Genomic DNA, 19,150 nt, shown 5'->3' on the forward strand with positions numbered 1-19,150 from the left:
AAAAAGCGAAATAAAATGACGTTCGGATCAGCCACATTGATGAATGAAAGCCTTCGTTCAGTAGCGCGCACGGAAACTGTGGCGATATTCCTGCGGTGTGCGCAGCTTCAAAGCTCTGAATTGACGACTGAAATTGGCAAGCGAGGCGTATCCGGCCTCACCAGTACCCAGGCCAAGCAGGCTGATCTGACTAAGCCCGGATCTTCATCGGCCAATGCACTTCCCGTCTGCTGACGATCCGCATCCCATCGCCGAGATTGATGGTCCCTTCCGAGCGCGGTATGGCATTCCAGCCGAACAGAACGCCCGGCACGCGGCGGTCGGCCGACATGCGTTTTTCGGCAAGCCCCTGGATCGGGTTGCCGCCGATACGCTCGCCGGTCACCTGGTCCTGCGTCGTCATGATGCAGCGGGCGCAGGGCTTGACGAGATCGAAGGTGATGCCGCCGATCTCGACGCTTTCCCAAAAGTCCTCTTCCCAGGGCTCGTCATTGTCGATCAGGATATTGGTGCGGAAACGGTCCATGCCGACCGGCTCCTGGCCCTTGGCGATCAGCGTGACGTTGAGATCGGCCAGCGACGCGGTGGTGGTGATCAGCACCGGGAAACCATCGGCGAAACCGACGGGTGCCGCTTCGTCTGCCCATTCATCGCCTACGACGCGCCTTGCCTGGTCGTCCATCAGCACCAGCTTGACCGGACGGCCGAACCAGCCGGAAAGCGTCGTACTGGCGCGATCTTCGGAAACGGCCGCGTTGACCTCGCTATCCCAGACGCGGACATCCAGCCGCCGGGCAGGGTCGAAGGATACGGTCGCCGTGCGGGTGCCCATTTTCAGATGCACACCACCGGCCACATACGTCGCCTCCACCTGCGCCAACGCCTGCAATTCGCGCTGGGTGATGAACTTTCCATCGGGATCGACAAGCATGAAGCGGCGATCTCCGGCCAGTCCGTCGTGCCTTATGGAAACCGAGGTCTGTGCAATGGCGCGGCCGCTTTTCAGCGGATGGATGTTGAGACCGGTCACCTTCATGTCGTCACTCCCAGGCATTCAGATTATGATTCAAAAGCATTGCGTACTGATTCCGGCAATCCAGCCAACACATTGTACTGGCTAGATTTCCTCGATCAGCATGCCGAGCACTGCGCGCAGCCGTTCCTGCCTTTGGCGGGCAAGCGCACGGCCTGCCGCGGTCTGGAAGCCATCCGTCAGCTTGAACAGTTTGGTCTCGAAATGGTCGATGGCAAAGGCCTTGTCATCAAGCGGACGATCTTCCGCCAAGGGATCAAGCGGGTCGTAAAGGCCGCTGCCCATGCGCCCGGCAATGTAGAAGCAGCGGGCAGCGCCGATCATGCCGATCGCATCCAGCCGGTCGGCATCCTGGAGGATTTTCGCCTCGAGGCTTTCCGGCGGGATGTTGGCCGAAAAGCTGTGGGTGACGATCGCGTGGGCCACCGCAGTGATCTCCGCAGTCCTCCAGCCGAGTTCGTCGAGCAGCTCGAAAGCTTTTTCGGCAGCAAGCCGCGAGGCGTGGGCGCGATCGGGCGAATTCTTTTCGACCGAGACGCAATCATGCAGCAGCACGGCGGCGGCGATGATGCGCAGGTCTCCCCCCTCAGAGCCATGGATGCGCAGCGCGTTCTTCCACACCCGGATCAGATGGGCAGCATCATGCGAACCGTCATTCCCGGAGACGGCATGGGGCAGCAATTGTTCCGCAAGGGCCTGGTGAGGCGCAAAGGCTGCGGCAAGCGAGGCAGTGTGGCTCATGTCAAATCCATGCCGAAAGAACAGTCGAATCGTAGTCGTCAGTTTACTTGGCCGGGTTGCGCGTCGATGTCCACCGGCGTTTGCGGCTCGGCGCCAGCCTTGCCGGACAGGATCTTCTGGTAGAACAGTCCGATGCCGATCAGCACGGCACCGAGCCCGATAAACGAGAGCGCGCGCAGAAAACCTTCGAGATTGGCCATGTCGATCAGGAAAACCTTCAGCACCGCCACGAAGACCAGCACCGCCGAGGCGATGCGGATGCTCTTGGCGTTGAAGCGAGAGCCGAGCACCAGTAGCAAGACGCCGAGCAGCAGCCAGACGACCGAATAGGTGTAGGTCTCGCCCTGCAGGAAACCCTTCCAGTCGGCAATGTTCTGCCCCTGCCAGAACCGCCGGACCGACAGCGTTGCCCAGGCAAACACCAGTACGGCAGCGGCGACGGCGAGCACCGTGACATAAGGAACCGGCCGTTTGCCGCGCGCATACCAGGCAAGACCGGCATAGCCCAATCCCGGCAGCAGATAGCCGATCAGCAGCAGATCGAAGAACGGGATCGAGCCGAGCAGTTCGCCGCTGAAATAGGGATTGAGGCCGATCAGATGGGCGCCAAGGATCGACAGGATCGACAGGACGCCGATGACCATGCTGCCATAACGGAAGACCGGGCTTGGTGATTTTCGGTCGAGCGTCATCATGATGGCCGAGCCGCCGATGGCGAGCAGCGTGTAGATCGATTGTTCGCCGAGCGTCGGCACCGCACTGTCAAGCACGCCGCCGTTCATGGCATGACGCACCAGGATGGCGACCGTCAGCAGCACGAACAGGCTGGCGAGCGCCTGCAACAGATTTCGCACCCGCAGGTCCGGCCAGCGGCGAAGCTCGAATGCGCTGAGAACCAAAAGCAGCGCCGGAATGCCGTAGCCGGCGAGGAGTGCATTGAAGACCGGTGTTTTGCCAAGATGGAGCGAGCCGACAATGGTCGGCTCCCAGGCGATGCGGGCAAGCACGGCAATGGCAGCGCCGACCATCATCCAGGGCAGTGCGGGCCAGGACCGCAGGCGCGTTGCCGCGACATAGCCCGTTCCGAAAAGCGCAATCAGGATCGTGGTTGCCAGACCATCGGTCAGGGCATGCAAGGCGATGACGAAAAGGCCGAGCGAACCGGCGATCAGAAACGCCTGTGGCAGATCGAGCCCGTCACTGGCAGCCTTTCTGCGCGAAAACCATTCGGTGAGCCCGAGGAGAACCAGGGCCGCCGCCAGCGCAAACAGTCCGTGCGGCAGGTCGAATGTCAGGTTGCCGGTCATCAGCAGCGACATGCCGATGAGCGCGACCGGCACGACGGCTGCGATGGCAGCCCAGATCGTTGCCAGCGGCGGACGTTCCGTGCCGTGCAGGTGGATGGCGCAGGCGCCAAGGGCGATGAAGGCGCAGGACAGCAGCATGCTGGCCAACATCGCGGTGTGGCCGGACACCGTAAACGTTGCGATGTGACCAGGCATCGATGGGTCGATAAAGGTCAAAAGGCCGCTGAGCGCCGTCATGCTCCAGACGCCGATCACAGCGACGAGTGCCGACAAGATGGCGGGATAAACGGCATAGCGGCGCACCGCGCCAAGTGCGGCCAGAGCAGTAACGATCAGCCCGAACTCGATGACCGGATAGCCGGACGCGGTGGCGAGCGGGCTGATCATCGCCAGCGCTGTCAGCAAAGCGGAAATTCCGGCTGTCACCGTGATCGCGACGAAAGGCGGCGTCATCGTGCGTTCCCAGGACGTGTGCACAGTCTCCAGCGGGTGGTTCGTCTCTACCGGTTCGCTGTCGATGATGCCGGCCTGCCGGCCGGGCCAGACGAAGCCGATACCGGCGATCATCACCAGCATGACCAGGGTCACCGGCCGGGTTTCGAATGGCGTCGAGGAGGCGATATAGGCGAGTGCCCAGAGGCTAAGGCCGATATTGGCCATCGACGGCACAACCGTCCAGCGGCGGATGCGGGCGGCAAGAAGGGTGGCGATCCAGGCGATGCCGAGAAAGCCGAACAAAGTCCAGGGGCTGGGGCTTTCAGACGAGACAAGCGCCGGGGTGACCAGCGACGCCAGCAGGCCGAGGCCGGCCAGCGCCTGACCATGCAACAGCGACAGGGCGACGGTGGCAAGCGATACCAGAGCCAGCAGCGCGAAAGCCGTTACCGGGCCGATGAACCCGTAGACGCCGTGAGCGGCATAGCAGACGCCGAACAAAGTCACCGCGCCCGCAGCTGTCAGGATGCCGGGGATCATCGCATTCTGGAATGCGTCGCCAACCAGCGGCACGGCGCGGCGGCGGATGAATTCGCCGATCGCCATCAGCACCAGCCCGAAGATGGCCGCCATGAACAGACGTACAGCCGGGCTGAGCAGCCCGGCATCAATCGAATACTTGACCATGAAAATGCCGCCGAGCGCCAGCGCGATACCGCCGACCCAGACTGCCCAGCGCGCGCCGAGGCGGCTTTCGAGGCTTTCCTTCTGGCGGGGGGCGACGGCATCGATGGTGGTCGCTGCGTTCGAGCGGGCAGCGACGGGCTCGCCGCGCGAAGCTTTTTCGACCGCATCCTGGCTGGGCGGCGGGCCGCCGAAAATCGCGTCGCCCGTCTTGATATCCGCCAGGCGTTTGCGTTCGAAGGGAGGCGTGTCCAGCGGTTGCGGCGCGCTTTGCGGCACCTCCGGCCGATCTGCGGCTTCAACCACCGCATCGATACTCGGAACGACAGGACGAAGCGCCTCCAGCTGCGCCAGATGTTCCTTCAGTGCGGCAATCTCGGTGTCCAGCCTTTCGGCTGTCTTGCGTCCGTTGAGAAGCGCTGCGAGCGCGAGACCAAAAGCAACGAAAGCAATGACTTCGAGCATGTTTTCTCCCTGGCACCGGGACCGGCGCAATGCTGCCGACCATACAGGTTTTCAACCAAAGGCCAAATCGGAGACGGATGAGCACGGCCATCTGTTCACGGGAAAATTGCCAAACCTTGATTATTCCCCGGACAAAGTCTCAACGGCGCAGCATACGAAGGCGCGGCGCCAACCGGATCGGACGGACACAAGCCTACCGCATCAGATTCTCGACCGGAAAGATGGCGCAGGTTTCCGTGCCATGCGCCAGCAGCTTGCCGTTCTTGTCCTTCAACCAGGCTTCCGAGGTTGCCAGCGTGCGGCCGCGATGGACGATCTTGCCTTCGCACAACACCTCACCCATGCCGGGCAGCAACGGACGAACCAGATTGACCTTGAATTCCACGGTCGTATAGGCCTCGCCTGGCTTCAACGTCGTCATGACAGCGCAACCCAGCGCGGAATCCATGATGGTCGCCGCCCAGCCGCCATGCACCGTACCGAGCGGATTGAGATGCTCGACGGATGGCAGGCCCGCGAACACGACCCTGCCCTCTTCGACTTCAGTCAATCCGAATTTGAGCGTGGCTGCCATCGGCGGTGCTGGATGCACACCTGCCAGAAGATCGCGCATCGCCTTCAGGCCGCCATCGCGCGCAACAGCCGCAAGCGGCACCGTGCCGATGCCGGACACGGTCATTCCGGGATAGAGTTCGACGGTCATGCTTTCGAGTATCCTTATGGGGGGACGATGGCGCCTTGCGGTTTCAGGGCCTTGAGTGCGGCCTGGACGAAACCGTCGCGGGCGGTCGAAAGGCGGATGCCGCGCGGCTCATAGACGTGGCGGTGGAGAAAGAATGCGGTCATGCGGAAGGCGGCAGCCAAACTGTCATAGTCGGCCGCACCACCTTCGGCCAGAAATCCGGGCAATGCCAGCATCTTGTCGGCATAGGGCGCGCCTGCCGCACGGCTGACGGCGCGGCCGGATTTCGGCGAGACATAGACCAGATCGTCGCGCGTGCCGGTCGCGGCGCATTCCGCAAGGTCGAGACCAAAGCCGAGATCGTTCAAAACGGCGATCTCGAAGCGCACGAACAGTTCTCCGGCGTCGCTGGGATCGTGCAGGTTTTCGAGGATGACATCGAGCGCTTCATAGAGATGCGGATGCGGATCGCGCTCGGGCAGAAGCCTTAAGAGCGCCCCCATGGCCTGGACGCCATAGACCGAGGTTGCCGCCTCCATCAACCGCGCTGCACGAAGCCGCACCGGCTCTATTCTGAATTCGCCCAGATGCTCATCGAGCCGTGCCCGCCAGGTGACCTCGACCTCGTTGCCCGGCTGCAGCACCGGCTGCATCGTCCGCGACCGGCCGCCGCGAACCAGGCCGAGATGACGGCCGCGGGCCCGCGTCATCACCTCGGCGACGACGGAGGTTTCCCCGTGCCGCTTGACGCCGATGATGATGGCCTGATCGCTCCATTGCATATCTTGAGTTTTACCCCCGGCGGCAGGTGAAGACAATCAGCACGGAATCCGATTGCCGGACATGCCGGCAACCGAATCTCCCGATGCTCTGCGTCCTACTTCCGCTTCATCGCCTCGGCGAGTGCCGCACCAAAAGCGCCTTGCGACGGTGCCTGCGGCTTTTGCTGCTGGGTGCGGGCCAGGGTCTGGCGGGCCTGGTGGGCGGCCTTCGGATCGCTCTTCATCTCGTTAGCGCCTGACTCAGCGGCACCGTCCTTGCGCATGGTGAGCCCGATACGCTTGCGGGGGACATCGACCTCGGTGACGCGCACCTGCACGACATCGCCGGCTTTCACCACCTCATGCGGATCCTTGACGAAACGGTCGGCAAGCTGGGAGACGTGCACGAGCCCATCCTGATGCACGCCGATATCGACGAAGGCACCGAAGGCGGCGACGTTTGTGACCGTGCCTTCGAGCAGCATGCCGGGTTTCAGATCCTTGATGTCATCGACGCCGTCGGCAAAGGTCGCCGTCTTGAAGCTCGGGCGCGGGTCGCGGCCGGGCTTTTCGAGTTCGGCAAAAATGTCCTTGACCGTCGGCAGGCCGAAACGCTCGTCAACAAAGGTTTTCGGATCGAGCTGCTTGAGCGCGGCACTGTCGCCCATGATGGCGCGCAGGTCGCGGCCGCAGGCGGCGACGATCTTCTTGGCAACGCCATAGGCTTCCGGATGCACCGAGGAAGCATCGAGCGGCTCCTTGCCATCGCGGATGCGCAGGAACCCGGCGCATTGCTCGAAGGTGCGGGCGCCGAGACGCGGCACTTTCATCAGCTCCTTACGGCTGGTAAAGGCGCCGGTCGCATCGCGATGGGCGACGATCGCCTCTGCCGACGATTTTCCAAGGCCGGAAACACGGGCAAGCAGCGGGGCCGAGGCGGTGTTCAGGTCAACACCAACCGCATTCACCGCATCTTCGACGACCGCTTCCAGCGAGCGGTTGAGGCGGCCCTGATCGACATCGTGCTGATACTGACCGACGCCGATCGATTTCGGTTCGATTTTCACCAGTTCGGCCAGCGGGTCCTGCAGGCGGCGGGCAATCGAGACGGCGCCGCGCAGGGACACGTCGAGGCCGGGGAACTCATCGGCTGCGGCCTGCGAGGCGGAGTAGACCGACGCGCCGGCCTCCGAGACGATGACCTTGGTGGGCTTCGGGCCGGCCGGCAGTTGCGTCAGCATATCGGCAACCAGACGTTCGGTCTCGCGGCTGCCGGTGCCGTTGCCGATGGCGATCAGCTCGATCTTATGCTTGCGCACAAGGCTGGCAAGCTCCGCCTGCGTGCCGCGAATGTCGTTCTTCGGCGGAAACGGATAGACGGTGGTTGTCTCGAGCAGCTTGCCGGTGCCATCGACAATCGCCACCTTGACGCCGGTGCGGATGCCTGGGTCGAGACCCATCGTGGCGCGCGAACCGGCGGGGGCAGCAAGCAAGAGATCCTTGAGATTGCGGGCGAAAACGTGGATCGCTTCTTCTTCGGCCCGCTCGCGCAGTTCGCGCATCAGGTCGAGCGACAGCGACATGGAGAGCTTGACGCGCCAGGTCCAGCCGATCATCTCCATCAGCCACTTGTCGCCCGGCAACGTGCCGCCGACCCGGTAGACGGAGGCGATGGTGCGCTCGACCGGCTTGACCGGCGACGTGTCGTCGAGATCGACGACGATATCGACGGAGAGGAACTCTTCGTTCCAGCCGCGCAGCATGGCAAGCGCCCGGTGTCCGGCCACGGTTGCCCATTTCTCCGAATGATCGAAATAATCCGAAAACTTGGCGCCGGCCTCCTGCTTGCCCTCAACGACCTTGGACCGGATCAGCGCCACCTGGCGCATATGGGCACGCAGCCGGCCGAGCAGGTCGGCATTTTCGCTGATGCCTTCGGCGATGATGTCGCGGGCGCCATCGAGCGCCGTCTTCACATCCGGCACATCGGCGGTGATATAGGCGCTGGCGCGGTCGGCCGGGGCAATCGTCCGGTCGGCAAGGATCGCTTCGGCAAGCGGCCCCAGGCCACGTTCGCGGGCGATCTCGGCCTTGGTGCGGCGCTTGGGCTTGTAGGGCAGATAGATGTCTTCCAGTTCCGCCTTGGTGGTGACGCCGGCGATCTTGGTTTCCAGTTCTGCCGTCAGCTTGTCCTGGCTGCGGATCGAATCGAGAATGGAAATCCGCCGCGCCTCGAGTTCACGCAGATAGACCAGCCGTTCGGCAAGATTGCGCAGCTGCGTGTCATCCAGCCCGCCGGTCACTTCCTTGCGGTAGCGGGCGATGAAGGGCACGGTCGCACCTTCGTCCAGAAGCTCAATGGCTGAGATCGCCTGGGCGGGCGTTGCCTTGATTTCCTGGGCGATGAGGACGGCGATGGACTTTGATGGCAGGGACATGGCATTCCGTGGTTTGCGCTGATTTGGCAGGGAGCATAGATGCACATGCCATCAAGGCCAAGTGAAGGCGCCCCCTCGCCTCGGGGCGTCCACAGATGGATACCGGTGCCGGGCCGGCGGATGGCTCAGAATTCCACCGGCTCCAGTGGCGCGCGGGTCCTCTCGAACGCCCGCAGGCGCTCCTCCCGCTCGCCGATATAGTTGCGCGTATAGGGCACGGCCTCCAGTTCATGCGACAGCTGGATCTGGAAGATCGACAGCTTGTCGTAGAGGAAGGCCGTTTCCGACGAGGCCAGATAGAACTCCCACATGCGGAAGAAACGCTCGTCATAGAGCCGGATCGCTTCCTCCTTGCGGGCGGTGAACCGTTCGCGCCAGGCCCGCAACGTGTGGGCATAGTGCATCGGCAGGATCTCGATATCGCGGATCACCAGCCGGGCCTTCTCGATCGCCGGCACCACCTCGGACAGCGCCGGCATGTAACCGCCGGGAAAGATGTATTTCTCGATCCAGGGATTGGTCGCCCAGGGTTTTTCCGCCTGGCCGATCGAATGCAGCACCATCACGCCCTTGGGTGCCAGCAATCCTGCCATCCTGGTGAAGAAATTGCCGTAGTTGGCCATGCCGACATGCTCGAACATGCCCACAGAGACGATACGGTCGAACTGGCGATCGGTCATCGTGCGGTAATCCTGCAGCTCGAACCGCACGCGATCCTCAAGCCCGCGCTTTTGTGCCCGGCTGCGCGAGACTTTCAGCTGTTCTTCGCTCAGCGTGATGCCGGTGACATCGACGCCGGAGGATTCGGCCAGATACATGCCCATGCCGCCCCAGCCCGAGCCGACCTCCAGCACAGACTGGCCCGGCTCCAGCAGAAGCTTGGCGGCGATATGGCGTTTCTTCGCCGTCTGCGCCTCGTCGAGGCCGATACCCGGCGGATCGAAATAGGCGCAGGAATATTGCCAGTCCTGATCGAGGAACAGGTCGAACAGTTTGCCGTCGAGATCATAGTGATGGGCGACATTGTGCCTGTTGCGATTGACCGGCAGGCGGCTTTTGATCTGCTGTTCGGCCACATGCAGGAGCGCCGTCGCCGTGTTGCTGATCGTTGCAGCCCTTTCCATACCGTTGGCCTTGACCATCGATAACAGGTCGAAAATGTTGCCTTCCTCGATGACGATGCGCCCCTCGACATACATTTCCCCGAACCGCAGGCCCGGATCGCGCAGGATCGCCTTTTCGGCCTCCTCGTCCAGCGTCCGCACGGTAACCGGAACGCCGGACCCGTCGCCGAGAATCGCCCGTTCTCCAGACGAGAGGATGAGTGTCAGATTGCCTTTTTGAACCAGCCGTCGGAAAATTCTCAGAAATGTTGTGTTCATTCCGGACCTCGACCACAGATGCAGAGCATTCTGGTGAATGGTCACGTGCCGCCGGCCTCGGCTTTGCCGGACGTTCGGAAACGAGAAGAACCGCAGCTGGAGCGCCATCGGCGTCGTCCGGGAGGGCGGAATGTGGGCAATTCGCAAGAGCGGTTGCCATCCGGCTGCCGGGCAAATCGTCTGGGCGCCCCGGTCGGGGAGCTCTATCCATCAGAACACCCCCTAAAAATAATGATGTTTTACCATTCGGCAATGGCTTTGCTGGTCCCTCAAGGATTTATTTGCTTATCAAATCGGGCGGTCAGCCAGCAGCAACACCCTGCCCTGCAAGCCTCGCGCGGTCATGCGGACGATAGAGATCGAGCAACGGGCCAAGCGGCACGATCCCGGTCGGATTGATATGGGCGATGGAGTAATAGCCGCGCTTGATATGATCGATCCGTGCCGTTTCGCGAATGCCCGGCCATTGATAGATCTCGCGCAGATAGTTCGACAGGTTCGGATAGTCTTCCAGACGCCGCAGATTGCATTTGAAGGCGCCGTGATAGGCGGCATCGAAGCGGATCAGCGTGACGAACAGCCGGATATCGGCTTCGGTGAAATAGATCCCGGCGATGTAGCGGTTGGCGGACAGATGGGCGTCCAGCGTATCCAGCATGTCGAAAAGGCTGGTCACCGCTTCCTCGTAAGCGCCTTGCGTCTTGGCAAAGCCGGCGCGGTAGACGCCGTTGTTGACCCGCTCGTAGATCGGCGCATTCCAGCGGTCGATCTCCGCGCGCAGGCTCTGCGGATAAAAATCCCGGTTATCGCCCGTCAGGTGATTGAAGGCGGTGTTGAGGATGCGGATGATATCGGCCGATTCGTTGTTGACGATGCGTCCTTCCTTGCGGTCCCAAAGCACCGGAACGGAAACCTTGCCCGTATAATGCGGGTCGGACGCCGTATAGAGTTCGTGCTGGTAGCGGATCTTGCCGGCACGCGGACCGGCATCCTGCGGCTGCGCATAGGTCCAGCCGTTTTCGCCCAGTTCCGGCTCGGAGATCGACACGGAAATGATGTCCTGCAGGGCTTTCAGATTGCGCATCATCAACGTGCGCGAGGCCCAGGGGCAGATGAAGGCGACGAAAAGCTGATAGCGGCCGGCTTCGGCGGGTACAGCGGGCTGGCCATCGGGTCCCGGCGATCCATCCACCGTGATCCAGTTGCGAAAGCTGGTCGGCTCGCGGTGAAAGGCGCCGTTCTTCATCTCGCTGGCGGCGACATCGCCGGTTTCCCATTTCCCATCGACCAGCTGCGGCATCGTCACTGTCCTCGTCCAGCCCCGGAACCGCCGGGCCGTCTTCTCGCTCTGGCATCTCATGCGCGCGGAAAAACGGCAAGACGGCGCGTCCGTGACAGACTGTTCGATGATCAGCATCGCCAGCCGGTGGCGGCAAATCGATCTTGACGAATGATTATTATGTCGATAGTTCTCGACACATGGACAATATAACCACCGTCAATGCCTTTGCCGCCCTCGCCCAGACCACGCGCCTGGATGCCTTCCGGCTGCTCGTCACCCATGAGCCGGACGGATTGCCAGCCGGCGAAATCGCCCGGCTGCTCGGGGTCCCCCACAACACCATGTCGACCCATCTGGCGACCCTGCAACGGGCCGACCTGATCACGGCCGAGCGGCAAAGCCGGTCCATCGTCTATCGCGCCAGTCTCGACAGCCTGCGCCAAGTGGTGACTTTCCTCCTGAAAGATTGCTGCGCCGGTCATCCCGATCTGTGCGCGCCGCTGATCGCCGATCTCGTTCCCTGCTGTACGCCGAAGGAAAAAGGCCATGCCTGACCGTATCTACAACGTGCTCTTTCTCTGCACGGGAAATTCAGCCCGCTCAATTCTCGCCGAATCCATCCTGAACGCTGAAGGAAAAGGCCTCTTCAAGGCCTATTCGGCAGGCAGCTATCCAAAGGGAACCGTTCATCCCCTCGCTTTGCAGGAATTGAGGGCGCTCGGTTATCCAACGACCGGCTTCAGCTCGAAGAGTTGGGACGTGTTCGCGGTCGACGGCGCACCGCAGATGGATTTCATTTTCACGGTTTGCGACAATGCGGCCGGCGAGGCCTGCCCTGTGTGGATCGGCCATCCGATGACTGCACATTGGGGTGTCGAGGACCCCGCCGCTGTCGAAGGCACCGAATTCGAGAAAGAGCGGGCCTTCTCGCAGGCCGCACGTTTCCTGAAAAACAGGATCACAGCTTTTCTGAGCCTGCCGCACAGCTCAATCGACAAGCTGGCGATGGAAACACATCTGCGCCAGATCGGCGCAATGGAAGGCGCATCGATCAACCCGGCGAAAGCCGAATGATGCCGGCATTCGATCTGCCACGCCGTCTTGTCGCCGAAGCGCTTGGAACCTGCCTGCTGGTAACGACCGTGGTCGGTTCCGGCATCATGGCCGATAGGCTGACGGACGATACGGCGCTGGCGCTGCTCGGCAACACGCTGGCGACCGGCGCCATTCTGGTGGTGCTGATCACCATTTTCGGGCCGATCTCCGGCGCGCATTTCAATCCGGCCGTATCGCTGGTTTTCGCACTGAAGCGCGATCTGGCGCGCCGAGACCTCGGATTTTATGTCGCGGCACAGGTTGTGGGCGGCGTTGCCGGGACGGTAGCGGCGCATCTGATGTTCGATCTTCCGGTGATCGAGGCTTCTGTGACGCTCCGAACCGGCGGCTCCCAGTGGTTTTCCGAGTGGATGGCAACTTTCGGCCTCGTCGCCGTCATCTTTGCCGGCATCCGTTTCGATCAGAAGGCCATCCCATGGCTGGTCGGGCTCTATATCACCGCCGCCTACTGGTTCACTGCGTCAACGTCCTTTGCCAACCCCGCCGTGGCGCTGGCTCGCTCGCTGACCAACACCTTCTCCGGCATCCGGCCGCTCGATCTGCCGGGTTTCGTCATTGCCGAACTTCTGGGCGCGCTTTGTGCGCTTATCCTGATGAACTGGTTGCTGCGGCAGCCCTCCACCAACATTTAAACATCCGCGCCGAGGCCAATCATGACCGTCACCATCTATCACAACCCCGATTGCGGCACGTCGCGCAACACGCTGGCAATGATCCGCAATGCCGGGATCGAACCATCAGTGATCGACTATCTGCAAAACCCGCCGGGCCGCGACCAGCTCAAGACGATGATTGCGGCTGCTGGCCTCAGCGTCCGCGCAGCGATCCGCGAAAAAGGCACGCCCTACGACGCGCTTGGCCTTGCCGATCCGGCCCTCAGCGACGACCAGCTTCTGGATGCGATGCTGGCACATCCCATCCTGATCAACCGGCCGTTCGTCATCACGCCGATCGGCACGCGGCTCTGCCGGCCGTCCGAAGTCGTGCTCGACATCCTGCCGGATACGCATCAGGGCGCGTTTGCCAAGGAAGACGGCGAACAGGTGCTCGATGCCGGGGGCAAGCGTCTTGTCTGATCTGCCCGCAGCCAGCCTCGACCATCTTCGTAAGCCTGATATCGGTGCGTTACGCGCGCCGTGCTCCAGTCATCCACCGCGCATTCTCATTCTTTACGGCTCGCTCCGGACGGTCTCCTACAGCCGCCTGCTTGCGGAGGAAGCGGGCCGTCTGCTGACGCATTTCGGCGCAGAGGTGAAGTTCTTCAATCCGGAAGGCTTGCCCCTACCCGACGCAGCACCAGCCAGCCATCCGAAGGTGCAGGAATTGCGTGAGCTATCCTTGTGGTCGGAAGGCCAGGTCTGGGTGAGCCCGGAGCGGCACGGCGCCATGAGCGGCATCATGAAGGCGCAGATCGACTGGATCCCGTTGTCGGTCGGGTCGGTACGGCCGACGCAAGGGCGAACGCTGGCGATCATGCAGGTCTCGGGTGGCTCGCAGAGCTTCAATGCGCTCAACCAGATGCGCATTCTCGGGCGCTGGATGCGGATGATCACCATTCCCAACCAGTCCTCCGTCGCCAAGGCCTATCAGGAATTCGACACAAATGGCCGGATGAAACCGTCGGCCTATTACGACCGCGTGGTCGATGTGATCGAAGAACTGATGAAGTTCACGCTTTTGACGCGCGATGTTTCAGGCTACCTCACCGACCGTTATAGCGAGCGCAAGGAGGATGCGGCAAAACTAGAGCAACGGGTCGGGCTGAAAAGCATATGACCTCGCCCTCGCCGCGCAACCGTCTGCTCCTGATTTTCGGTCTCGGGCTGACGCAAATCATCGGTTATGGCACGCTCTACTACAGCTTCAGCATTCTGGCGCCGGACATGGCGGCTGACTTCGGCTGGCCGGTGGAAGTCGTCTTCGGCATCTTCTCCGCCTCCCTTCTGGCGGGCGGCCTCGTCGCGCCGCGCGTCGGACGCTGGATGGACCGGTATGGGGCAAGCCGGATCATGACGATCGGCTCGGCTGCCGCCGCCGTCATCCTGTTCATCTGCGCCTCCGCCTTCCACCCGGTGGCCTATGTCGCCGGCATCGTCGCGATCGAGATCGTCTCGGCGCTGGTACTTTACAACGCAGCCTTCGCAACGCTGGTGCAGATCATTCCCGGCAATGCCCAGCGCAGCATCACGCATCTGACGCTGATTGCCGGCTTTGCCTCGACCATTTTCTGGCCGGTCACGGTCGAACTGCATGACCATTTTTCGTGGCGCGCGGTTTACCTGATCTTCGCCGCACTCAATTTGGCCGTCTGCCTACCGGTCCATTTCTGGATCACCTGGCTTGCGCGACAGGCTGCCAGTGCCGAATCGATAAATCAGCCTGCGCATACCAAGGCCCCGGGCGGTACCGTGATCGCGGAACACCGGCGTCGCGCCTTCCTGCTGACGGCCACAGGGTTTGCGCTGCAAGGATTTGCGCTCGCTTCATTGCTGTTTCATATGGTGCCTCTGCTCGGGGCGGTCGGGCTTGGCGCAAGCGCCGTCTTGGTCGGAACCCTGTTCGGACCAGCACAGGTGCTCAGCCGCTTCACCAACATGCTGATGGGGCGGAATATATCGCCGCTGACGCTCGCAATTCTTTCGGCGGTTTTCATCATCGGCGGCGCTTCGGTGCTGATCGTTTCCGGCGACCACCTTTGGGGCGCAATCCTGTTTGCCCTGCTCGTCGGCCTCGGCTCGGGCCTTGCCAGCATCGTGCAGGGATCGCTGCCGCTGTTTCTTTTCGGCGCTTCGGGCTATGGCGAAATGCTGGGAAAACTGGCCGCCGTCCGGCTGGCGGTCTCGGCGGCGGCCCCCTTCGCCTTTGCCGTGCTCATCGAACAAGGCGGTGCGTGGGTGGCATTGTCATCGGTCGTTGTTCTCGGCATCGGCGCGGTCGTGGCATTCACGGCGATCGGCCGCTGGCCGCGATCAGAACCAGCGGTGGCAGAACCCTGCTGACGGAGGCGCCGGCAGGGTTTGTTGCGGACAAAATTACTTCGGGAATTCCAGGCCCATCTCGCGGAAACGCTCGGGGTCGTCGCCCCAGTTTTCGCGAACCTTGACGAACAGGAACAGGTGGACCGGCTGTTCGAGGATTTCCGACAGTTCCTTGCGCGACGCCATGGAGATCGCCTTGATCGCATCGCCGTTCTTGCCCAGCGCAATCTTCTTCTGGCTGTCGCGCTCGACGTAGATGACCTGTTCGATGCGCACCGAACCGTCCTTGCGCTCTTCCCACTTTTCCGTTTCGACATGCGACGAATAGGGCAATTCCTGATGCAGGCGCAGGAACAGCTTTTCGCGGGTGATTTCAGCAGCGAGCTGGCGCATCGGCAAGTCGGAAATCTGGTCTTCCGGATAGTACCAGGGACCTTCCGGCAGTTTCATGGCGAGATAATCGAGCACGTCGTCGCAGCCGGAGCCGGTCAGCGCCGAGATCATGAAAGTACGTTCGAAATCGACGAACTCGTTGGCAGCCGTCGCAAGTTTCAGCAGATCTTCGCGCTCGACCTGGTCGATCTTGTTGAGAACCAGCATCTTCGGCTGCTCGACATGCTTCAAACCTTCGAGAATGGTTTCCGCATCGCCCTTCAGGCCGCGTTCGCTGTCGATCAGCATCATGATCGCATCGGCATCCTTGGCGCCGCCCCAGGCGCTCGTGACCATGGCGCGGTCGAGACGGCGGCGCGGCTTGAAGATGCCGGGCGTGTCCATGAAGACGATCTGGGCTCGTTTGTGGATGGCAATGCCGCGCACGATAGCGCGCGTCGTCTGCACCTTGTGGCTGACGATCGACACCTTGGCGCCGACCAGCTTGTTGAGTAGCGTCGACTTGCCGGCATTGGTGGCGCCGATCAGGGCGACGAAACCGGACCGGGTCGGGCCCTTTTCGGTTTCTACTGCAGTTGGTTCTGTTTCGCTCATGGTGTCCGTAATTTCCGATTGGGCGACCGGGCGCCGCTGAGGCGCGCAAAATCGCATTGTCTGTCAAAGGATTGCCTGATCTTTCGGGAGGAACCGTGCCTCCGGACAGATCAGGCCGTCGTCGCTTTCTTCCAGACGCCTTCGCGTTCCAGAATTTTCGTGGCGGCCACCTGTTCAGCAGCGCGCTTGGACCGGTCGATGCCCGTCTCGGGACCTATACCGGGTATATCGACCGTCACCGTGAAGCGCGGATCGTGATCCGGGCCGGAGCGGTCGTCGATGCGGTAGCTCGGTGTCACGCCGAATTTGGCGTGGGCCCATTCCTGCAGTTCGGTCTTGGCATCGCGCCGCGCGCCATCGACCCGGCTTGCCCGCGACAACCAGTGGCGCTGGATGAAGCCACGTGCAGCCTCCAGCCCGCCGTCGAGATAGATCGCCGCGATCAGCGACTCTACCACATCGGCGCGCACATTGAGCATCGATTTTCCGGTGAGCTTCTTCACGTCGGCGCCGGTGCGGATGAACAGGTGCAGCGACAGCGTATCGGCGACGAGCGCGCAGCTGTCGGCACTGACGAGCTGGTTCAGGCGAACGGAAAGCTCGCCCTCGTCGGCATCCTTGAAGGTATCGAACAGCAGTTCGGCGACGCAGAGCCCTAGCACCCGGTCGCCCAGAAATTCCAGCCGCTCGTAGTTGGAGCCCTTGGCGTTGCGGGCGCTGGCATGGGTCAGCGCCCGGTCGAGCCGTTCCTTCTGGACAAAGCTGTAACCGATCGCGACCTCAAGCCGCTGCCGGTCCTCGGTGTTCAGCGAACGGCCCTTGCTCATTCGACGCTCTTGAACAGGCGGTCGTAACGCAGGTTGGTCGGCCATTTCCAGATTTCCCGGAACGATGTGTCGTTGCCGAGCGAGAAGAAGATCATCGAGGCGCGGCCGACAAGGTTCTGTGCCGGGACGAAGCCGACGTCGAAGCGGCTGTCGGCCGAATTATCGCGGTTGTCGCCCATCATGAAATAATGGCCTTCGGGAACGATGAACTCGCGGGTGTTGTCGCCGCGCGAATCCGGAAACTGGTCGAGCGTGTCGAAGTTGACGCCGTTGTCGAGCGTTTCGCGGAAAACCGGCACCTCGGCGCCAGTGTCGTACTGGTCGTCGGCGCGGAACATGCCGTCCGGAACGCGCTGAACGGCCGTGTCGTTGACGTAGAGAATGCTGTCGCGAACCTGGACCTTGTCACCCGGCAAGCCGATCAGGCGCTTGATGTAGTCGATGTCCGGGTTCGGCGGGAAGCGGAACACCACGACATCGCCGCGCTTGGGTTCGCTGGCGAAGATGCGGCCTTCGAACAGGTCTGGCGAAAACGGCAGGGAATATTTCGAATAGCCATAGGCGAACTTGTTGACGAAGATGTAATCGCCGACCAAAAGCGTCGGCATCATCGAGCCCGACGGAATGGTGAAGGGCTGGAAGAACACGGTGCGGATCACTACGGCGAGCAGCAGCGCCTGGATGATGACCTTGACGTTCTCCCAAAGGCCGCCAGCCTGCTTCTTGTCGATGTTTTCTGCCACGCCACTTGTTCCTTGATCTGATCACCACACGCGCATCAAAGCCGGGTGGATCTATTCGCTACGGTTCCGTACCCCGATGGCCATCCGATCAGCGGCTGCCTGACGCATATCGTGCGCGGCGCCGTCCTTTCAAATGAACGCAAGCCCGATTGTACGGTCCGTTTCATTTGGACATGCTCTAAACGCTTCCTCAATCTTGAGCAACGGGCAGAGCCTCAATTATGACGAAGGCCTGCGCCAGCGGAAAATCGTCGGTGATGGTCAGGTGAATGACGCCGCGATGGCCAGCCGGCAGCATTTCGGCCAGCCGCTCGGCAGCGCCTCCGGTCAACTGCATCGTCGGCTTGCCGCCCGGCAGATTGACGACGCCCATGTCCTTCCAGAACACCCCCTGCGCCAGCCCCGTGCCGAGAGCCTTTGAACAGGCCTCCTTTGCGGCAAACCGCTTGGCATAGGATTCGGCGCGGTTCTTGCGGCCTTCCGATTTGCGGATTTCGATATCGGTGAAGCAGCGATGGCTGAAACGCTCGCCGAAACGTTCCAACGAACTGGCGATACGCCGGATGTCGATCAGGTCACTGCCGATGCCGATAATCATCGAAATGAAAATACCCTAGTGAAACGCAACAAGAGCAAACGGTGCGCCCTCTGCCAAGTTAAAAATTCGCCAGAAATCAAACATCATCGGCCCAGGCGACGGCACGTGCCTGCATCTTGGTTTGGCGGCGGATGTGCCGGCGGGACTGGAACAGTCTTGCCGCATAATAAGCCGCCGCGTAGAAAACCACGGCGCTGGCGGCTGCAAGCGGCACCGAGCCGATCAGCATCGGCTTCAAAACAGGTTCCCACAAATGGGAAATTTCGAGATGGCGCAACATGTGGAGGATGTCCTGACCGGCCATGGCGCCGTTGCCCTCTGTGCCCAGCATGATCAAGCCAAGCTCGTAAGTGGCCGCCAGGATGAACGGAATGGTCAAAGGATTGGCCAGCGCCGTCGATATGCCGGCCGCGATCATGTTGCCGGACAAGAGATAGGCAAAAGCCAGCGCGATGAGAATGTGAAAGCCGACGAACGGGGTGGCCGAGGACGCAGCGCCGGCAGCAACGCCGACCGCGATCGAATGAGGCGACGACGATAGCCTCAGCACACGCATCGACAGATAACGCAGCCCGCGCGAAAAACCTTTTCGCGGCCACAGGAACTCACGGAGCTTTCCCGACCACGTGGCCGGCTTCTTGCGTCTGAACAACATAACTATCTGATAGACGATGGAGATATGGCTGTTCAA

General features: G+C 61.8%; 19 protein-coding genes. 6 read left to right on the forward strand and 13 right to left on the reverse strand.

Annotated features, from left to right (window positions below; genetic code table 11):
* Positions 1–190 precede the first annotated feature (190 nt).
* The 8 genes from ACP7BS_RS21890 to ACP7BS_RS21925 form a co-directional block, all read right to left on the reverse strand.
* A complete protein-coding gene (locus ACP7BS_RS21890) occupies positions 191–1,036 on the reverse strand; it encodes an MOSC domain-containing protein (RefSeq protein WP_426239813.1) in 846 nt (281 codons plus the stop codon).
* Between the two features lie 81 nt (positions 1,037–1,117).
* On the reverse strand, positions 1,118–1,774 hold the full coding sequence (locus tag ACP7BS_RS21895; RefSeq protein ID WP_426239814.1) for an HD domain-containing protein: 657 nt from the start codon (positions 1,772–1,774) through the stop codon (positions 1,118–1,120).
* Between the two features lie 38 nt (positions 1,775–1,812).
* Positions 1,813–4,665 (reverse strand): DUF2339 domain-containing protein, encoded by a 2,853-nt coding sequence (locus tag ACP7BS_RS21900; protein WP_426239815.1) that lies wholly within the window; start codon positions 4,663–4,665, stop codon positions 1,813–1,815.
* Between the two features lie 193 nt (positions 4,666–4,858).
* Entirely contained in the window at positions 4,859–5,368 is a 510-nt protein-coding gene (locus ACP7BS_RS21905) for a PaaI family thioesterase (protein ID WP_426239816.1), read from the reverse strand.
* A 14-nt stretch (positions 5,369–5,382) separates the two neighbouring features.
* Positions 5,383–6,129: a DNA repair protein RecO gene (gene recO / locus ACP7BS_RS21910; protein ID WP_426239817.1), complete on the reverse strand. Its 747-nt coding sequence runs from the start codon at positions 6,127–6,129 to the stop codon at positions 5,383–5,385.
* 95 nt (positions 6,130–6,224) lie between these two features.
* On the reverse strand, positions 6,225–8,546 hold the full coding sequence (locus tag ACP7BS_RS21915; protein WP_426239818.1) for a Tex family protein: 2,322 nt from the start codon (positions 8,544–8,546) through the stop codon (positions 6,225–6,227).
* A 125-nt stretch (positions 8,547–8,671) separates the two neighbouring features.
* On the reverse strand, positions 8,672–9,928 hold the full coding sequence (locus ACP7BS_RS21920) for a class I SAM-dependent methyltransferase (protein WP_426239819.1): 1,257 nt from the start codon (positions 9,926–9,928) through the stop codon (positions 8,672–8,674).
* A gap of 301 nt (positions 9,929–10,229) precedes the next feature.
* Positions 10,230–11,228 carry a glutathione S-transferase family protein gene (locus tag ACP7BS_RS21925; RefSeq protein ID WP_426239820.1) on the reverse strand — a complete coding sequence of 333 codons (999 nt, stop codon included), beginning with the start codon at positions 11,226–11,228 and terminating at the stop codon, positions 10,230–10,232.
* A 179-nt stretch (positions 11,229–11,407) separates the two neighbouring features.
* On the opposite strand from ACP7BS_RS21925, the gene ACP7BS_RS21930 reads away from it, so the two are divergent.
* Genes ACP7BS_RS21930 through arsK form a run of 6 tightly spaced genes read left to right on the forward strand, consistent with a single transcriptional unit; the run spans position 11,408 to position 15,325 of the window.
* Entirely contained in the window at positions 11,408–11,764 is a 357-nt protein-coding gene (locus ACP7BS_RS21930) for an ArsR/SmtB family transcription factor (RefSeq protein ID WP_426239821.1), read from the forward strand.
* The gene (locus tag ACP7BS_RS21935; RefSeq protein ID WP_426239822.1) at positions 11,757–12,284 is read left to right on the forward strand and encodes an arsenate reductase ArsC; all 528 of its coding nucleotides are present in this window, start codon (positions 11,757–11,759) and stop codon (positions 12,282–12,284) included. The genes ACP7BS_RS21930 and ACP7BS_RS21935 overlap by 8 nt, the downstream gene beginning before the upstream one ends.
* Positions 12,284–12,958 carry an aquaporin gene (locus ACP7BS_RS21940; protein ID WP_426239849.1) on the forward strand — a complete coding sequence of 225 codons (675 nt, stop codon included), beginning with the start codon at positions 12,284–12,286 and terminating at the stop codon, positions 12,956–12,958. The genes ACP7BS_RS21935 and ACP7BS_RS21940 overlap by 1 nt, the downstream gene beginning before the upstream one ends.
* Positions 12,959–12,979: 21 nt before the next feature.
* Positions 12,980–13,402, forward strand: a complete 423-nt coding sequence (arsC, locus tag ACP7BS_RS21945; RefSeq protein ID WP_426239823.1) for an arsenate reductase (glutaredoxin) — start codon at positions 12,980–12,982, stop codon at positions 13,400–13,402.
* The gene (arsH, locus tag ACP7BS_RS21950) at positions 13,377–14,102 is read left to right on the forward strand and encodes an arsenical resistance protein ArsH (protein ID WP_426239824.1); all 726 of its coding nucleotides are present in this window, start codon (positions 13,377–13,379) and stop codon (positions 14,100–14,102) included. Before arsC ends, arsH begins: the two co-directional genes overlap by 26 nt.
* Positions 14,099–15,325, forward strand: a complete 1,227-nt coding sequence (gene arsK / locus ACP7BS_RS21955; protein WP_426239825.1) for an arsenite efflux MFS transporter ArsK — start codon at positions 14,099–14,101, stop codon at positions 15,323–15,325. Before arsH ends, arsK begins: the two co-directional genes overlap by 4 nt.
* A gap of 33 nt (positions 15,326–15,358) precedes the next feature.
* Here the strand turns inward: arsK and era are convergent, their stop codons facing one another.
* From era to ACP7BS_RS21980, 5 genes are all read right to left on the reverse strand, one after another.
* A complete protein-coding gene (gene era, locus ACP7BS_RS21960; RefSeq protein ID WP_113313569.1) occupies positions 15,359–16,291 on the reverse strand; it encodes a GTPase Era in 933 nt (310 codons plus the stop codon).
* Positions 16,292–16,401: 110 nt separating this feature from the next.
* Positions 16,402–17,118, reverse strand: a complete 717-nt coding sequence (gene rnc, locus ACP7BS_RS21965; RefSeq protein WP_426239826.1) for a ribonuclease III — start codon at positions 17,116–17,118, stop codon at positions 16,402–16,404.
* On the reverse strand, positions 17,115–17,861 hold the full coding sequence (gene lepB, locus ACP7BS_RS21970; RefSeq protein WP_426239827.1) for a signal peptidase I: 747 nt from the start codon (positions 17,859–17,861) through the stop codon (positions 17,115–17,117). Before lepB ends, rnc begins: the two co-directional genes overlap by 4 nt.
* A 190-nt stretch (positions 17,862–18,051) precedes the next feature.
* Complete coding sequence (acpS, locus tag ACP7BS_RS21975; RefSeq protein ID WP_113313566.1) at positions 18,052–18,459, reverse strand: holo-ACP synthase; 408 nt, start codon at positions 18,457–18,459, stop codon at positions 18,052–18,054.
* A gap of 76 nt (positions 18,460–18,535) precedes the next feature.
* Positions 18,536–19,114: a DUF2062 domain-containing protein gene (locus ACP7BS_RS21980; RefSeq protein ID WP_426231917.1), complete on the reverse strand. Its 579-nt coding sequence runs from the start codon at positions 19,112–19,114 to the stop codon at positions 18,536–18,538.
* Positions 19,115–19,150 lie beyond the last annotated feature (36 nt).

The organism is Pararhizobium sp. DWP1-1-3, from assembly GCF_049896125.1.
Lineage (GTDB): Bacteria > Pseudomonadota > Alphaproteobacteria > Rhizobiales > Rhizobiaceae > Pararhizobium.

Bases quoted from the DNA above. Each gene is read 5' to 3' on its own strand.
- era (WP_113313569.1), bottom strand. From the start codon at position 16,291: ATGAGCGAAACAGAACCAACTGCAGTAGAAACCGAAAAGGGCCCGACC.
- ACP7BS_RS21905 (WP_426239816.1), bottom strand. From the start codon at position 5,368: ATGACCGTCGAACTCTATCCCGGAATGACCGTGTCCGGCATCGGCACG.
- ACP7BS_RS21935 (WP_426239822.1), top strand. From the start codon at position 11,757: ATGCCTGACCGTATCTACAACGTGCTCTTTCTCTGCACGGGAAATTCA.
- ACP7BS_RS21900 (WP_426239815.1), bottom strand. From the start codon at position 4,665: ATGCTCGAAGTCATTGCTTTCGTTGCTTTTGGTCTCGCGCTCGCAGCG.
- ACP7BS_RS21925 (WP_426239820.1), bottom strand. From the start codon at position 11,228: ATGCCGCAGCTGGTCGATGGGAAATGGGAAACCGGCGATGTCGCCGCC.
- arsH (WP_426239824.1), top strand. From the start codon at position 13,377: ATGCCGGGGGCAAGCGTCTTGTCTGATCTGCCCGCAGCCAGCCTCGAC.
- ACP7BS_RS21895 (WP_426239814.1), bottom strand. From the start codon at position 1,774: ATGAGCCACACTGCCTCGCTTGCCGCAGCCTTTGCGCCTCACCAGGCC.
- ACP7BS_RS21940 (WP_426239849.1), top strand. From the start codon at position 12,284: ATGCCGGCATTCGATCTGCCACGCCGTCTTGTCGCCGAAGCGCTTGGA.
- ACP7BS_RS21920 (WP_426239819.1), bottom strand. From the start codon at position 9,928: ATGAACACAACATTTCTGAGAATTTTCCGACGGCTGGTTCAAAAAGGC.
- ACP7BS_RS21915 (WP_426239818.1), bottom strand. From the start codon at position 8,546: ATGTCCCTGCCATCAAAGTCCATCGCCGTCCTCATCGCCCAGGAAATC.
- ACP7BS_RS21890 (WP_426239813.1), bottom strand. From the start codon at position 1,036: ATGAAGGTGACCGGTCTCAACATCCATCCGCTGAAAAGCGGCCGCGCC.
- acpS (WP_113313566.1), bottom strand. From the start codon at position 18,459: ATGATTATCGGCATCGGCAGTGACCTGATCGACATCCGGCGTATCGCC.
- ACP7BS_RS21980 (WP_426231917.1), bottom strand. From the start codon at position 19,114: ATGTTGTTCAGACGCAAGAAGCCGGCCACGTGGTCGGGAAAGCTCCGT.
- rnc (WP_426239826.1), bottom strand. From the start codon at position 17,118: ATGAGCAAGGGCCGTTCGCTGAACACCGAGGACCGGCAGCGGCTTGAG.
- recO (WP_426239817.1), bottom strand. From the start codon at position 6,129: ATGCAATGGAGCGATCAGGCCATCATCATCGGCGTCAAGCGGCACGGG.
- arsK (WP_426239825.1), top strand. From the start codon at position 14,099: ATGACCTCGCCCTCGCCGCGCAACCGTCTGCTCCTGATTTTCGGTCTC.
- ACP7BS_RS21930 (WP_426239821.1), top strand. From the start codon at position 11,408: ATGGACAATATAACCACCGTCAATGCCTTTGCCGCCCTCGCCCAGACC.
- arsC (WP_426239823.1), top strand. From the start codon at position 12,980: ATGACCGTCACCATCTATCACAACCCCGATTGCGGCACGTCGCGCAAC.